17 protein-coding genes are annotated in these 14,490 nt (G+C 75.8%); 5 read left to right on the top strand and 12 right to left on the bottom strand.

All coding sequences use genetic code 11. The features are described from left to right. Positions 1–55: 55 nt before the first annotated feature. The 6 genes from nusB to soxR all read right to left on the bottom strand — a co-directional run bounded on the left by nusB (position 56) and on the right by soxR (position 3,400). Complete coding sequence (nusB, locus tag ACH436_RS03535; RefSeq protein WP_429763561.1) at positions 56–472, bottom strand: transcription antitermination factor NusB; 417 nt, start codon at positions 470–472, stop codon at positions 56–58. A 15-nt stretch (positions 473–487) separates the two neighbouring features. Continuing rightward, positions 488–1,051: an elongation factor P gene (efp, locus tag ACH436_RS03530; protein ID WP_430558779.1), complete on the bottom strand. Its 564-nt coding sequence runs from the start codon at positions 1,049–1,051 to the stop codon at positions 488–490. A gap of 94 nt (positions 1,052–1,145) precedes the next feature. After that, on the bottom strand, positions 1,146–1,523 hold the full coding sequence (locus ACH436_RS03525; RefSeq protein ID WP_430558778.1) for a hypothetical protein: 378 nt from the start codon (positions 1,521–1,523) through the stop codon (positions 1,146–1,148). Continuing rightward, entirely contained in the window at positions 1,520–2,308 is a 789-nt protein-coding gene (locus ACH436_RS03520) for a hypothetical protein (RefSeq protein ID WP_430558777.1), read from the bottom strand. Before ACH436_RS03520 ends, ACH436_RS03525 begins: the two co-directional genes overlap by 4 nt. An 84-nt stretch (positions 2,309–2,392) precedes the next feature. Next, entirely contained in the window at positions 2,393–2,839 is a 447-nt protein-coding gene (locus ACH436_RS03515; RefSeq protein ID WP_430558776.1) for a type II 3-dehydroquinate dehydratase, read from the bottom strand. 57 nt (positions 2,840–2,896) lie between these two features. Further along, positions 2,897–3,400, bottom strand: coding sequence for a redox-sensitive transcriptional activator SoxR (gene soxR / locus ACH436_RS03510; RefSeq protein ID WP_430558775.1), 504 nt, complete (start codon positions 3,398–3,400; stop codon positions 2,897–2,899). Positions 3,401–3,640: 240 nt separating this feature from the next. Between soxR and ACH436_RS03505 the strand changes: the two genes are divergently transcribed. Next, positions 3,641–5,053, top strand: a complete 1,413-nt coding sequence (locus ACH436_RS03505) for an FAD-binding oxidoreductase (RefSeq protein ID WP_430558774.1) — start codon at positions 3,641–3,643, stop codon at positions 5,051–5,053. Between the two features lie 19 nt (positions 5,054–5,072). On the opposite strand, the gene ACH436_RS03500 is transcribed toward ACH436_RS03505, so the two are convergent. Then, positions 5,073–5,426 carry an iron chaperone gene (locus ACH436_RS03500; protein ID WP_430558773.1) on the bottom strand — a complete coding sequence of 118 codons (354 nt, stop codon included), beginning with the start codon at positions 5,424–5,426 and terminating at the stop codon, positions 5,073–5,075. 148 nt (positions 5,427–5,574) lie between these two features. Between ACH436_RS03500 and sigJ the strand changes: the two genes are divergently transcribed. After that, a complete protein-coding gene (sigJ, locus tag ACH436_RS03495; RefSeq protein ID WP_430558772.1) occupies positions 5,575–6,639 on the top strand; it encodes an RNA polymerase sigma factor SigJ in 1,065 nt (354 codons plus the stop codon). Here the strand turns inward: sigJ and ACH436_RS03490 are convergent. Further along, a complete protein-coding gene (locus ACH436_RS03490; RefSeq protein WP_430558771.1) occupies positions 6,578–8,047 on the bottom strand; it encodes an MFS transporter in 1,470 nt (489 codons plus the stop codon). The two genes, sigJ and ACH436_RS03490, sit on opposite strands and share 62 nt — an antisense overlap. Before the next feature lie 120 nt (positions 8,048–8,167). Between ACH436_RS03490 and ACH436_RS03485 the strand changes: the two genes are divergently transcribed. Both ACH436_RS03485 and ACH436_RS03480 read left to right on the top strand, forming a co-directional pair. After that, a complete protein-coding gene (locus ACH436_RS03485; RefSeq protein WP_430558770.1) occupies positions 8,168–9,247 on the top strand; it encodes an alpha/beta hydrolase in 1,080 nt (359 codons plus the stop codon). Continuing rightward, entirely contained in the window at positions 9,244–10,050 is an 807-nt protein-coding gene (locus ACH436_RS03480) for a glycerophosphodiester phosphodiesterase family protein (protein ID WP_430558769.1), read from the top strand. The genes ACH436_RS03485 and ACH436_RS03480 overlap by 4 nt, the downstream gene beginning before the upstream one ends. 39 nt (positions 10,051–10,089) lie before the next feature. Here the strand turns inward: ACH436_RS03480 and ACH436_RS03475 are convergent, their stop codons facing one another. Next, on the bottom strand, positions 10,090–10,896 hold the full coding sequence (locus ACH436_RS03475; protein WP_430558768.1) for an ArsR/SmtB family transcription factor: 807 nt from the start codon (positions 10,894–10,896) through the stop codon (positions 10,090–10,092). A 64-nt stretch (positions 10,897–10,960) separates the two neighbouring features. Here ACH436_RS03475 and ACH436_RS03470 point away from each other — a divergent pair, with 64 nt between their 5' ends. Continuing rightward, positions 10,961–11,410, top strand: coding sequence for a hypothetical protein (locus tag ACH436_RS03470; RefSeq protein ID WP_430558767.1), 450 nt, complete (start codon positions 10,961–10,963; stop codon positions 11,408–11,410). Between the two features lie 76 nt (positions 11,411–11,486). Here ACH436_RS03470 and aroB read toward each other — a convergent pair whose 3' ends face one another. Genes aroB through aroC form a run of 3 tightly spaced genes read right to left on the bottom strand, consistent with a single transcriptional unit; the run spans position 11,487 to position 14,448 of the window. Continuing rightward, positions 11,487–12,641 (bottom strand): 3-dehydroquinate synthase, encoded by a 1,155-nt coding sequence (aroB, locus tag ACH436_RS03465; protein ID WP_430558766.1) that lies wholly within the window; start codon positions 12,639–12,641, stop codon positions 11,487–11,489. After that, on the bottom strand, positions 12,638–13,234 hold the full coding sequence (locus ACH436_RS03460; protein ID WP_430558765.1) for a shikimate kinase: 597 nt from the start codon (positions 13,232–13,234) through the stop codon (positions 12,638–12,640). Before ACH436_RS03460 ends, aroB begins: the two co-directional genes overlap by 4 nt. Next, positions 13,231–14,448: a chorismate synthase gene (gene aroC / locus ACH436_RS03455; protein WP_430558764.1), complete on the bottom strand. Its 1,218-nt coding sequence runs from the start codon at positions 14,446–14,448 to the stop codon at positions 13,231–13,233. Before aroC ends, ACH436_RS03460 begins: the two co-directional genes overlap by 4 nt. Between the last annotated feature and the right edge of the window lie 42 nt (positions 14,449–14,490).

Here is a 14,490-nt window from a genome sequence, read left to right as displayed (position 1 = left end):
GGGGACCCCGGTCCGGGATCCCCGCCCCCTGGCGTGCCACGACCTCGCGGCGAGGTCAGATGAGCAGCGTCGGCTTGATGTCGACGAGCCGGCCCAGCAGGCCGTTGACGAACGACGGCGAGTCGTCCGTCGAGAGCTGCCCGGCGAGGTCGACCGCCTCGTCCACCGCGACGGCGTCGGGGACGTCGTCGTTGTACAGCAGCTCCCAGGTGCCGATGCGCAGGAGCGCGCGGTCGACGGCGGGCATCCGCTCGACCGTCCACCCCTGCGAGTAGGTGGCCAGGAGCTCGTCGATCCGCTCGCGGTGGGCGGCGACGCCCTCGACGAGGTCGACCGTGTACTGCGGCACCGCGGCCTCGGTGTGCGGCTCGATCACCCGGTCGGCGACGAGCACCTGCGGGTCGATCCCGCGCTGCTCCGCCTCGAAGAGGATGTCGACGGCGCGCTTGCGCGCCTTGGTCCGTGCGCCCATGTCAGTCGGCGCCCGTCAGTCGTTCACGCGGCCCAGGTACGACCCGTCACGCGTGTCGACCTTGACCTTGGTGCCCTGCTCGAGGAACAGCGGGACCTGGATCTCCGCGCCCGTCTCGAGCGTGGCGGGCTTGGTGCCGCCGGTGGAGCGGTCGCCCTGCAGGCCGGGCTCCGTGTAGGTGATCTCGAGGACCACCGACGACGGGAGCTCGACGTACAGCGGCGTGCCGTCGTTGGAGGCGACCATGATGTTCATGCCCTCGAGCATGTAGTTGGCCGCGTCGCCGACGGTGGCGGCGGGCACGGTGATCTGGTCGTAGGTGTCGGTGTCCATGAAGACGTAGTCGGCGCCGTCCATGTACAGGTACTGGAAGTCGCGGCGGTCCACGTTCGCGGTCTCGATCTTGATGCCCGCGTTGAAGGTCTTGTCGACCGTCTTGCCCGACACGACGTTCTTCATCTTGGTGCGGACGAACGCGCCACCCTTGCCCGGCTTGACGTGCTGGAACTCGATGATCGTCCAGAGCTGACCGTCGATGCGGAGCACGGTGCCGTTCTTGATGTCGTTGGAGGTAGCCACGTTTCTTGTTCGTCCTCAGGGTCGGGTGCGGTCGGGTGCTGAGCGGATGTCGTGCGGAATTCGACGTGCCGGGCCGCAGAGGGCCCGGAACATTCTACAGCGCGACCAGCAGCGCGTGCCCCGCGACACCCAGCGCCGCCGACCACGCGAGCGACGCCAGGGTGCCCACGACGAACCGCTCGCTGGCCACGGGGTGCTCGCGCAGCTCCGGGAAGCGCCCGAGGCCCTTGACGGCCACGACGACGGCCACGCCCTCGGGGTAGCCGGCCAGCAGCGCACCCGTGACGCACAGCCGCTCGAGCAGCCCGATCCACGTGCCGCCGCGCAGCACGGCCACGGCCTCCGCCGCCACCTGCGGCTCACGCTCGGCGTGCCGGAGCACCCAGGGCACGAGCCACGCCCCGCCGCCGACGCTCGCCGCGAGACCGACCACCCAGACGGCGACGTCCGCCAGCAACGCTGCGATGCTCATCGTGCGCGCCCCTCCCCTGCTCCGTCGTGCGTACCGGCCGTGTCCGCACCCGCGTCCGCAGCCGTGTCCGCACCCGTGTCCACGTCGGCATCGTCGTCCACGTCACCGACAGCGTCACCCGCTCCGACCGCATCGTCCCCGTCGGGGTCCGAGCCCGCCCCCCGCAGCAGGCGCGCCGCGAGCGGGCGGGCGGCGGCGTCCTCGGCCCACAGCGCGGCGCGCAGCCGCTGGCTCACCGCCTGCTCGCTCACGCCCAGGGCCGCCGCCGACGCCCGCTGCGGCGCCGGGCCGCGCTGCGCCGCGAGGGTGTCGACCGCCTCCCATCCTGCCGCGGACCGGCGCGCGACCACGGCACCGAGCAGGTGCAGCAGCGCCTGTGCGTCGGCGGCGACCGTCGCGCGCGGTTCCTCGTCCGGCCCTACGACGGCCAGGGGCACGCTGCCCCGGCCGCGGCGCTTCGCCCGCTCGACCGCGAGGCGGGCCCGCACGAACGCCGGGCCGGACGCCGCCCGGGAGGCCTCGGGCAGCGGCCGGTCGACCGCACCGAGCCCCACCCCGACGGCCCACCCGCCGTCGCGCACGAGGTCGAGGACGAGGTCGACGGCCAGGGCTGCGCCGGCGTCGTCGGCGGCCAGCACGCCCTGGAGCTCGTCCCCCACCGTGCGGTCGAAGGGCAGGACGACACCCGCCCGGCCTGCCGACCGCGCCGCGACGAGCTCCAGCGCCTCGGGCACGCGGTCGCGCGCGCGAGTGCTGCCCCGCTGGTCCGCCGTCACCACGATCACGACTCAACCCTAGAGCCTTGTACGAGGCTGCTCAAGGGCACTCGCTAGATATCCTTCTAGCCCTCAGCCTTGTCTGCCTGGACTTCAGGCCTGGAGCTTGTGCGCCACCGCGCCGAGCGCCAGGCGGTAGGAGTCGAAACCGAAGCCGGCGATCGTGCCCGTCGCGATCCCCGCGACCACCGAGTAGTGCCGGAACGACTCGCGGGAGGCGGGGTTCGACAGGTGCACCTCGACGAGCAGCAGCCCGGCCGTCGTGACCTGGGCGGCGGCGTCGCGCAGCGCGTAGCTGTAGTGGGTGAACGCGGCGGGGTTGAGCACCACGTGCGCACCGGCGTCCACGGCCTCGTGCAGCCAGCCCACGAGCTGCGACTCGTCGTCGGTCTGGCGCACGTCGACGGTGACGCCCAGCTCGCTCCCCCAGACGGCGGCCTCCCGCTCGAGCTCTGCCATGGAGGCGTGACCGTAGATCTCGGGCTCGCGCACGCCGAGCCGACCGAGGTTGGGACCGTTGAGGACGAGGACGTGAGTCATGGCCCGAGGGTACGGCGGCCACCGCCGCCGCGTCCCCGGCGTCCGCGGCCCCGCCCGTCAGCGAGCGCCGGGCCGGTCCGGCTCGTCGACGAGCAGCCGGCGCGGCCCCGGGCCGTCGTCGCCGAGGGCGTCGTGCGGGTTGGCGAGCACGCACCGGCTCAGCGACAGGCACCCGCACCCGATGCAGTCCGTGAGGTCGTCGCGGAGCCGCTCGAGCTGGCCGATCCGCGCGTCGAGGTCCGCACGCCAGGCCGTGGACAGGCGTTCCCAGTCGCGGACGTTCGGGGCGCGGTCCGCGGGGAGGGTGCCGAGCGCCTCGGCGATGCGTGCCAGCGGGATGCCGACCCGCTGGGACACCCGGATGAACGAGACCCGGCGCAGGACGTCCCTGCGGTAGCGGCGCTGGTTCCCCGACGTCCGGCGGCTCGCGATGAGCCCGCGGCGCTCGTAGAAGTGCAGCGCGGACACGGCGACGCCGCTGCGCGCGGACACCTCGCCCACCGTCAGCTCGACCTGGTCCCACGGGACCCGCTCCGTCGCGTGCTCCGGCACGATCGTCACCCCTCCTGCGTGCTGCGGCCTGGCGACCCTTGACCTCAACCATAGTTCGGGTCGAAGCATGGCGGCATGGAGCCACCCGCAAGCCAGGAGACCGCCCGCACGGGCCCCGTCACGAATTCCGTGGCTTTCCCGTCGGGTGTCCGTGATGCTGCCGATGAGGATCCGGTCCCCGCTCGGTCCACCTGGGGACGGCGCCCGCCCGGCACCCCCGCACGGTCCACCCGACGACGAGGAGCAACGATGTCCCAGTCCCCCGTTCCCCCCACCCGTCCCCCGACCGGTGACGTCACCCTCGACGCGCTGAGGGACGCCCTCGGGGACGCGTCCCCCGTGCTCGAACCCGTGGACGACGGCTACGGCGCCGCCCTCGCCATCGAGCAGGGCGGGGTCGAGCGACGCCCCGCGGCGGTCGTCCGGCCCGCCGGCACGGACGCGGTCGCCCGGGCCGTCCGGTACGCCCGCGACGCGGGCGCCGAGGTCTCCGTCCGTTCGGGAGGGCACTCCGTCTTCGGGCTCGGTGCCGGGGACGGTGCGCTCACCCTCGACCTGCGCGGACTGGACTCGATCGAGCTCGACGTCGACGGCCGCACCGCCTGGGCCGGCGGCGGCATCACCGCGGGCGCGTACTCCCGCGCCGTCGGGGAGCACGGCCTCGCGACCCCGTTCGGCGACACCGGGTCGGTGGGCGTCGGCGGGATCACCCTGGGCGGCGGCATCGGGCTGCTGTCGCGCTCCCTGGGCATGACCGTCGACAGCCTCCTCGGCGCCGAGGTGGTGACCGCGGACGGCGAGGTGGTGCGCACCGACGCCGACCACGAGCCCGACCTGTTCTGGGCGCTGCGCGGCGGCGGCGGCAACTTCGGCGTCGTGACCCGGTTCCGCTTCGCGCTGCACGAGGTGTCGCAGGTGGTCGGCGGGGTGCTCCTCATGCCGGGCACGCCCGAGGCGGTCGCCGGCGTGGTCGCCGCCGCGGACGCCGCGCCCCCGGAGCTCACGATGGTCGTCATGGTGATGCCGGCACCCCCGATGCCGATGATCCCTGCCGAGTGGCACGGGCGCCTCGTGGTGATGGCGAACGCCTGCTGGTCCGGCCCGGTCGAGCAGGCCGACGCCGCCCTGGCGCCGTTGCGCGACGTCGCGGGCCGAGCCGGCGGCGCCCTGCTGGACGGCCTGCGCACCGCGCCCTACCCCACCCTGCTGGAGGGCGGGCCGCAGGGCGGTCCCGTCGTCGCCACCGGACGGCCCTTCCTCGCCGACGGGCTCGACGGCGACGCCGCGGCGCACCTGGTCGAGCAGCTCGAGGGGTCGGACGCCCTGATGCGCGCCGTCCAGCTGCGCGTGCTCGGCGGTGCGGTCGCCGACGTCCCCACCGACGCGACGGCCTACGCCCACCGGTCCGCCCGCGTGGTGGGCAACGTTGCCGCCGTCGCGCGCGACGCGGCCACCGCCGCCGGGTACACGCCCTGGGTCGACTCGCTCGCCGACCGGCTCCGCGGGAGCGCCGGGACGTACGCGAACTTCTGCCTCGACGGCGGCATCGACGTGGCGCGCGCCGCCTACCCCGGGGCCACCTGGGACAGGCTGCGCGACGTCAAGCGCCGCTACGACCCCCAGAACGTGTTCCGCGGCAACGTCAACGTCCCGCCGGCGTAGCAGCCCGGCGGGACGTGGGTCACCGCGCCCGCGCGTCGATCTCGTCGCGGCGCGCGAGCACCATCCGGTCGACGACGTCGTCCGGCAGCGGTGCGTCCGGCTGGAAGGAGACGGACCCCTTGGTAGTGCGGAACCCGTCCAGGTCGCCCGCGAGCGCCGCGACGACGTCCGGGCTGAACGGGTAGAGGCCGACGTGCGTGCGCGTGACGACGGCGCTCACCAGCGGGCTGCCGCGGTAGCGCAGCGCCGGCATGCCGTAGCTGCGGCCCTCCTCCGCGTCGGGCACGAGCGCGCGGGCACGGTCGTACACGCGCGCCACGGCGTCACGCTCCGGCCCGGACAGGGTGGTCAGGTACTCCTCGACGTCGCCCACCGGACCATCGTGCGGCGTGCGGCGGCCCACCGCACCCGGCGTGCCGTCACGTCCCGGCGCGCCACGCCGTCGGCAGTGCAGGGCGACGGCGGTGCAGGCCGCCGCTGTGCAGGGGGCACGAGTCGCTCCGGAGGGGAAGGATCGCAGCATGTCACGGACGGAGAGGGCCGCAGGAGGACGCACGGGCCGCAGGCGGGGTGCGTCGCCCACCGACCTGGAGGACCTGCGCCGGGTGGCGTTCGGCGCCGCGTACCGGATGCTCGGCAGCGTCACGGAGGCGGAGGACGTCGCCCAGGACGCCATGCTGCGGGTAGCGCCGGCCGGGACCGTGGACGTGGCGGTGGTGAACCCTGCCGCGTACACGACGACGGTCGCGACGCGGATCGCGCTGGACGTGCTGCGCTCGGCGCGGGTGCGGCGTGAGTCGTACGTGGGCGAGTGGGTGCCCGAGCCCCTCGTGGGCGACGTGGTGGCCGCCGGGTCGGCGGGGCGGGAGGCCGCCGCGCACGCCGAGCTGGCCGACGACCTGTCGACGGCCTTCCTCGTGCTCCTGGAGACCCTGACGCCGGCGGAGCGTGCTGCGTTCCTGCTGCACGACGTGTTCGGTTACCCCCACCGGGAGTCGGCCCAGGTGATCGGGACGACGGAGCTGGCGGCGCGGCAGCTCGCGTCGCGGGCCCGGCGCCGGGTGGCGGCGCGCAGGGAGGCCGAGCACGCGTCGGGGCCGCCCCCGGCCCGGGACGACCCGCATGCGGCGGAGCTGGTGCGCCGGTTCATCGCCGCCACCGAGGAGGGTGACGTCGACGCCCTGGTCGCCCTGCTGGCCGACGACGTCGCGCTCACGGGCGACGGCGGCGGCAACGTGCCCGCGGGGTTCGCCGTGTCGCGGCCGGTGTCGGGGAACGTGGCGGTCGCCAGGCTGCTGTCGGGCTTCGCGAGGCGGGGCGCGCCGGCGCGGCTGGAGCCGACGTCGGTGAACGGCGGGCCGGGGATGATCGCGTACGCCGACGCGTCCGTGGGCGGCGGCGTCATCGGCACGTACGCCCTGCGGGTGGAGAACGGGCGCATCACCAGGATCGACGGCGTCATCAACCCGGACAAGCTGCGTCACCTGGCGCCGCTGGCCGACCTGGAGGCCGTCGCGGCGGAGATCAGGGCCGCGGGGCGACGGCGCCGGGCTCCGCGGGCTCCGGGCGGCCCACCGTTACCTTGAGCATGAGCACGAGGCCCACGAGGATCACGGCGACGATGCCCAGGGTGCCCCAGATGGTGGCCCCCGTGAGCGCGATGACCAGCGTCCACATCGAGGGCGCGAGGAAGGAGACCGCACGCCCCGTGGTGGCGTAGAGGCCGAAGACCTCCGACTCCCGCCCGGCCGGCGCGACCCGGGCGAGCAGGGAGCGCGACGCGGCCTGCGCGGGCCCGACGAAGCAGGTCAGCGCGAGCCCCGCCACCCAGAACACCAGGGCGCCGAACGGGTGCAGCGCGACGACGAGCAGCCCGCACGCCACGAGCCCGGTGAGCGAGCCGATGATGACGGCGCGCGGGCCGAACCGGTCGTCCAGGCGGCCGGCGGCGATGGTGCTGAGGCCGGCGAGCAGGTTGGCCGCGATGCCGAACGCGATCACCGCGTCGGGGCTGAAGCGGAACGAGACGGCGGCGATCACGGCGCCGAACGTGAACACCGCGGACAGCCCGTCGCGGTAGACGGCGCTGGCGAGCAGGAACCAGAACGTGGGCCGCTCGTGGCGGTACAGGGCGACGACGTCGCGCACCAGGACGACGTAGCCCTTGAAGAACCCGACGCGGGGTCGGTCCTCGGCGGGCGGCGCCTCGGGCACCCACCGGAACAGGGGCCAGGCGAAGGCCACGGCCCACAGGGCGCACCCGACGGCGATGACCCGGTAGGCGAGGCCGTCGCCGGTGGGCATGCCCCACCAGTCGAACGTCTGCGCCACCACCACGAGGACGAGCGCGACGATCCCGCCGAGGTAGCCCAGGCCCCACCCGAGCCCTGACACGCGGCCCACCGTGGCGCGGGTGGACACCTGGACCAGCATGGCGTTGTAGTTGACGCCGGCGATCTCGCTCGCGACGCTGCCGAGCGACACGAGCGCGGCGCCGAGCACGAACCAGGCCGGGTCGGCACGGACGGCGAAGAGCGCCGCCATGGCCAGGACCATGACGGCGGTCGCGCCGCCCACCCAGGCCTTGCGCCTCCCCTCGACGTCGGCGCGGCGCCCCAGCACGGGGGCGAGGAGCGCGACGAGCAGCCCGCCGATGGTGATCCAGAGCCCCAGGCCGCTGGTGAGGCCGGCGAGCGCCCGCTCGTGCACCGGGTCGTCGGCCGGCAGGGCGGCCACCTCGGGCGCGAGGAAGGCGTCGCTCGTGAGGTACAGCGCCGTGAAGACGAACGTGACGATCACGGTGTTGAAGGGCTGGGTGGCCCAGTCCCACAGGGCCCACGACACCACCTGCCGGCGCGGTACCGGGGCGTCGGCGTGCCCTCGCCCCGTCGCGGCGTCGTGCTGCGGCCCGTGCGGGGGCCGGGTGCCCCCCGGGGGCGCGGCGGTCGTACCGTCGGGGGCGGTGGGGTCCGGCACGGCCGGTCGGGCGCTCATGAGGCGCAGTCTGCCGGACGCGCGTGCCCGGCGGGAGGGGTACGACGGCGCGCCGTGGCCGAACCCGGCGGTGACGGCCGTGCCCGAGCCCCGCTGGGGCGGCGCGGTTACGATCGCGCCGTGCACGCGCCCTCCCCGCCCCCGTCCCGGCGCACCGCCCTCGACGAGGGCTGGCTGGCCGACCGGCTCCTGGGCGCCGACTTCGAGGAACGTCCGCTGGGGCCGGCGACGCTGGTGCGGGCCGCCGAACGACCGACCCGGGCGCGCGCCGTCGTGCTGCACGTGCACGGGTACAACGACTACTTCTTCCAGGCCCACCTGGCGCGGGCCCTGGTGGCCGCGGGGTACGTGTTCTGCGCGCTCGACCTCCGACGCGCGGGACGGTCGCTGCTCGCCGGCGGCGCGGGCGCCGACGACCCGCTCCCCCCGCACTACGTCGCGAGCCTGCGCGAGGCCGGGGCGGACCTGTCCGCCGCCGCGCGCGCCGTCCGCGACCTCGACCCGGGCCTGCCGCTCGTGGTGCACGCGCACTCCACGGGCGGGCTGAGCGCGGCGCTGTGGGCGCACGCCGTCCGCGAGGACCCGGCGCACGCACCCGACGTCCTGGTGCTGGACTCGCCGTTCTTCTCCATCAGCGGCTCCCGGCTCGCCGACGCGGGCCGGTCGGCGGTGCTCGAGGTGCTGGGGCGCCGCCGCCCGCTCGCGGTCGTCAGCGCGAACCCCTCCGTCTACGCCGCGCACCAGCACACCGCCCGCGGCGGCCGCTGGGACTTCGACACGACGCTCAAGCGCCCCGAGGGGCTCCCCGCTCGCGCGGGCTGGCTCCGCACCGTCACCCGGGCGCAGGCGCGGCTCGCGCGCGGCCTCGCCGTGCCCGGACCGGTCCTGGTCGCGCGCAGCGACTCCTCCGGCCCCGACCGGGCCGACAACCCCCGCCTCGACGCGCAGGACACCGTGCTCGACGTCGGCAGGATCGCGGCCCTGACGCCCCGGGTCGGGGCCGACACGACCGCGCTCGTCGTGCCCGGCGGCGTGCACGACCTCGCCCTGTCCGCCGACGCTCCCCGGCAGGCCTACCTCGACGGCGTCCTGACATGGCTCGACGACCGCCTGCCGCGCGTCCGTCCTGCGCCGACCGCGACCCGCCACCCCACCGACGTCACGCCCGTCGGCACGCTCGAGGACGAGGAGCAGCCGTGAGACCCCGCCCCGCCCACCCCTACCTCGACCCCCGCGCCGCCGACGGGCGCCCGCTGCCCGTGCTGGCGCTGGCGCACCGCGGCTTCTCGCACGGCCGGGAGAACCTGGAGAACTCCCTGGCCGCCTTCGCGGCGGCGGTCGACCTGGGCTTCCGGTACGTCGAGACCGACGCGCACGGCACCGCCGACGGCGTGGCCGTCGCCCTGCACGACGCCTCCCTCGACCGCACCACCGACGCGACCGGCCGCGTGGCCGAGCTGCCCTGGTCGGTCGTGCGGCACGCGCGCATCGGCGGCAGCGAGCCCGTGCCCCGCCTCGACGACGTGCTCGGCACCTGGCCCGACCTGCGGGTCAACGTCGACGTCAAGGAGGACTCGGGGATCGAGCCCACGGCAGCGGCGATCCAGCGCACGAACGCGCACGACCGTGTCTGCGTCACGTCGTTCGACGACCGGCGCCGCCGCGCGACGCTGGCGCGGCTGTCGCGCCCGGTCGCGACCTCCGCCGGACGCCGCGAGGTGGCGCGCTTCCTCGCCGGCGCCCGCCTCCGCGTGGACGCGGTCTCCCGGCGCGCGCTGCGCGACGTGGACGCCCTGCAGGTCCCCGTGGCCGAGGGGCGCCTGCCCGTGGTCGACGCCGCGACCGTCGCCGCCGCCCACCGCGCCGGACGCCAGGTGCACGTGTGGACGATCAACACCCCCGGGGAGATGGGCCGTCTGCTCGACCTCGGCGTCGACGGCATCGTCACGGACCGCGCCGACCTGCTGCGCGACGTGCTCGTCGCGCGCGGCCTGTGGGGCTGAGCGCCCGCCCCTCGACGAGGCGCCGTCGCCCCCGGGGCGTCAGGCGCGGCCGGGCCCGGCGCCGCCTCCCGAGCCGAGCGCCGCGAGCTCGACGCCGCACGTCGCGCGCACCACGTCCTGCCCGCTCGCGGTGAGGCGCAGCCCACGGCCGGCCGTCCGCGCCACCCACCCCGCGTCGAGGAAGCGCGTGCCCACGGCGGCGCCGAGGGCCCCGGCGAGGTGCACCCGGCGCTCCGTCCAGTCCAGGCAGGCCCGGGTCGTCGGACGGCGCGCCGCCAGCGCGCCGTCCACGTCCACGCCGAGCCCGCGCATCCCGTCGGCCCCGGCACCGGTGAGGGCCAGGACCTCCCGGTCCGCCAGCCAGCCCTGCGCGACCCACGCCTCGGCCAGGCCCACGCCGAGGCGTCCCGCCAGGTGGTCGTAGCAGAACCGTGCCGTCGCCAGGCGGTCGGCCTCCCTGCTGCGCCGCAGCCCGACCCGGGGCGCGGGGGCCGGCGCCGCCAGGGTTCCGAGCGCCTCGAGGGCCGCGGCCACCCGGGGCCCCGCGAGCGCGTAGTACCGGTGCCGGCCGCGGGCCCGGCCGGTCACCAGCCCCGCGGAGACGAGGACCGCCAGGTGCTCCGACGCGGCCGACGCGCCCACCCCGGCGGCGCGCGCCAGCTCGCCCGCGGGGCGCGCGGTGCCGTCCATGAGCAGCCCGATCATCACCGAGCGCGCCGGCGCGGACAGCGCCCGCCCCACCTCGGTGAAGTCACGGTCGCGACCCTGCCCGGCCACGCCGTCACGCCTCGCGACCCGGGCCCCACCGCCGGGTGCCTCGCCGCCCGCCGCTGCATCACCGTCCATGGCCCGACGATACGGCGACGACGCTTCGGCCGACGCCGAACCGTCCCGGGGCTACCGTCGGCGCATGAGCATCCCGGACGCCCCCGCCCCGCAGGACCTCGAGGTCCTCCTGCCCCGCACCCCGGGCGCGCTGGCCGACCTCGGCGAGGCCCTGGGGCGTGCCGGCGTCAGCCTGGAGGGCGGCGGCGTCACCACCCTCGACGGCGGCCGCGTGGCCCACTTCCTCGTCGACGACGGACCGCGCGCCCTCGCCGCCCTCGCCGCGGCGGGGATCGGCCCCGCCGTCGCGCGCGGCGTCGTCACGACCCGTCTCGCCCAGGACGTGCCGGGTCAGATGGGCACCTTCGCACGCCGGCTCGCCGACGCGGGCGTCACCGTCGAGCACCTGTACAGCGACCACGACGGCAACCTCGTGCTGCTCGTCGCGGACGAGGACGTCCCACGGTGCCGGGACGTCGTGCGCGCGTGGGACGCCGAGCGGGCGACGACCCGGGAGGCGCACCCCGGCCGCTGAGGCGGGACGCCTGCCGGTCCGCCGGAGGCTGGTCCGCTCGGGACTGCCAGAGGCCGGACTGCTAGAGGCCGAGCTGCTAGAGGCCGAGCTGGACCGTCACCCCCGGCCGGCCCGCGGGCGGCTCCTTCGAGATCTCCGCGTACGCGGCGGCGAGCAGCGTCGGGTCCGGGCCCTCGAGGCGCGTCGGCCTCGCGACGTCGTCGAGCACGACGAAGCGCAGCAGGTTGCCGCGCGTCTTCTTGTCGCGCTGCATCGCGGCGAGCAGCTTGTCCCAGCGGTCGCCGCGGTAGGTCGTGGGGAGCCCGAGCGACTCGAGGATCGCGCGGTGCCTGTCCACGACGGCGTCGTCGAGCTTGCCGCCGAGGCGCGCCAGCTCGGCCGCGAAGACCATCCCGACGGCGACCGCCGCGCCGTGGCGCAGCTGGTAGCGCTCGGTGAGCTCGATCGCGTGGCCCAGGGTGTGCCCGTAGTTGAGGATCTCCCGCAGCCCCTGCTCCGTGAGGTCCTCCCCCACCACGCGGGCCTTGACGCGCACCGACCGCTCGATGAGCTCGGTCAGCACGGCCCAGGTCTCGGGCGTGGTGTCCGAGCCCTTCCAGTCGCGCAGCTCGTCGGCGTGCTCCTCGACCAGCTCGAGGATGCGCGGGTCGGCGATGAAGCCGGTCTTGACGACCTCCGCCATGCCGGCCACGAGATCCCAGCGGTCGAGGGACTCCAGGGCCGCGAGGTCGCACAGCACCCCCGCGGGCGGGTGGAAGGCGCCCACGAGGTTCTTGCCCTCGGCCGTGTTGATGCCGGTCTTCCCGCCGACGGCCGCGTCGACCATCGCCAGCAGCGTGGTCGGCACGTGCACGACCTTGATGCCCCGCAGCCAGGTGGCCGCGACGAACCCGGCGAGGTCCGTCGTCGCGCCGCCGCCGACGGAGACGATCGCGTCCGACCGCGTGAAGTCGGCCTGGCCCAGCACCTGCCAGCAGAACGCCGCCACCTGGGCGGTCTTCTGCTCCTCGGCGTCCGGCAGCTCGACGGCGAAGGCCTCGTAACCCTGGGCCACGAGGTCCTCCCGGACCGTCTCCCCGGTGGCCTGCAGCGAGGCCGGGTGCATGACGAGCACCCGTCGCACCCCCTCCCCGAGCAGGCTCGGGAGCTCGCCGAGCAGGTGTCGACCGACGACGACGTCGTAGGACGGGGCTTCGTTCGTGCTGCCCTGCACGGTCACGCGGACCGTCATGACTGGACCTCCTGTGCTGATGTGCCTGCGGCCGTGTCGTGCCCGGCCGCGTCCTGCGTCGTGCGTCGGCCCGTGACGCCCGCGTGCACCTGCGCGGCGACCTCCTGCGGGGGCCGCTCGTCCGAGACGACGTGCACCGTGGCGAGCCGCTCGTAGGTGGGCCGCCGGGCCTGCATGAGCTCGACCCAGCGCGCCCGCGGGTTGCCCACGAGCAGCGGGCGGGACTGGTTGAAGCCGACGCGGGGTGCCGCGTGCGCGAGGGAGACGTCGAGGAAGACGACGGTGCCGCCGCCCGCGACGTAGCCCTCGAGCGCCCGCTGGGTGTGCTCGTCCATCACCGCGCCGCCGCCGAGGGCGAGGACCCCGGGGTGGCACGCCAGGGCCGTGGTGACGGCCTCGCGCTCCAGCTCGCGGAAGTGCGGCTCGCCGTCCTCCACGAAGATCTCGGCGACCGGCTTGCCGGCCGTCTCCTCGACGTCCGCGTCCGTGTCGCGGAACGCGACGCCGAGCCGTTGCGCGAGCAGCCGGCCCACGGTCGTCTTGCCGCTGCCGGGCGGGCCGATGAGGACGGCGCGCGGGACGCCCGCGCTCATCGCAGCAGCTCGGGGATGGCGGCGAGGTAGGCCTCGGCGTTGCGGCGCACCTCGGCCACCGAGTCCCCGCCGAACTTCTCCACGACGGCCTGCGCGAGCTCGAGCGCCACCATCGCCTCGGCGACCACGGCGGCGGGCGGCACCGCGCACACGTCCGAGCGCTGGTGGTGCGCCGTGACGGCCTCGCCCGTCGCGACGTCCACCGTGGCCAGCGCCCGGGGCACCGTGGAGATGGGCTTCATCGCGGCGCGCACGCGCAGCACCTCGCCGTTCGACATGCCGCCCTCGATGCCGCCCGCGCGGTTGGAGCGCCGGTGGATGTGGCCGTCCCCGCCGCGCTCGATCTCGTCGTGCGCGGCCGAGCCGCGGCGGCGCGCGGTGCGGAAGCCGTCGCCGACCTCGACACCCTTGATCGCCTGGATGCCCATGAGAGCGCCCGCCAGGCGGGCGTCGAGCCGGCGGTCGCCCTGCACGTAGCTGCCGAGCCCGGTGGGCACGTCGTAGGCGAGCACCTCGACGACGCCGCCGAGGGTGTCGCCGTCCTTGCGGCACTCGTCGATCTCGGCGACCATCGCCGCGCTGGTCGTGGCGTCGAAGCAGCGCACCGGGTCGGCGTCGAGCGCGGCCACGTCGTCCGGGCCGGGCAGCTCGGCGCCCTCGGGGACCTCGACCGGGCCGATCGCCACGACGTGGGAGACGAGCCGCACCCCGACCGCCTGCTCGAGGAACTTCGCGGCGACCAGGCCCAGGGCGACACGGGTCGCGGTCTCGCGGGCCGACGCGCGCTCCAGCACGGGGCGCGCGTCGTCGAAGCCGTACTTGCGCATCCCGACGAGGTCCGCATGACCGGGGCGAGGACGGGTGAGCGGTCGGTTGCGCGCGATCTCGCGCTCGTCACCGGTGCCGGCGTCGACGAGCAGCGCCTCGCGGTCGACGGGGTCCGGCGACATGACGTCGGTCCACTTGGGCCACTCGGTGTTGCCGATCTCGAAGGACAGCGGGCCGCCCTGCGTGACGCCGTGGCGCAGGCCGCCGAGCACGCGCACCGCGTCCTGCTCGAACTTCATGCGGGCGCCGCGGCCGTACCCGAGACGGCGGCGGGCGAGCGCCGCCTGGATGTCCGCGGTCACCACCTCGACGCCGGCGGGCAGGCCCTCCAGCACCCCGACGAGTGACGGACCGTGCGACTCCCCCGACGTCATCCAGCGCAGCATGCCTGCGATTCTTCCACGCCCGCGGCGAGGGTCGGTCCGATG

The sequence above is a fragment of the Isoptericola sp. NPDC019693 genome (assembly GCF_044389085.1).
Taxonomy (GTDB): Bacteria; Actinomycetota; Actinomycetes; order Actinomycetales; family Cellulomonadaceae; genus Isoptericola.
This window is presented reverse-complemented; position numbering and strand designations above follow the sequence as displayed.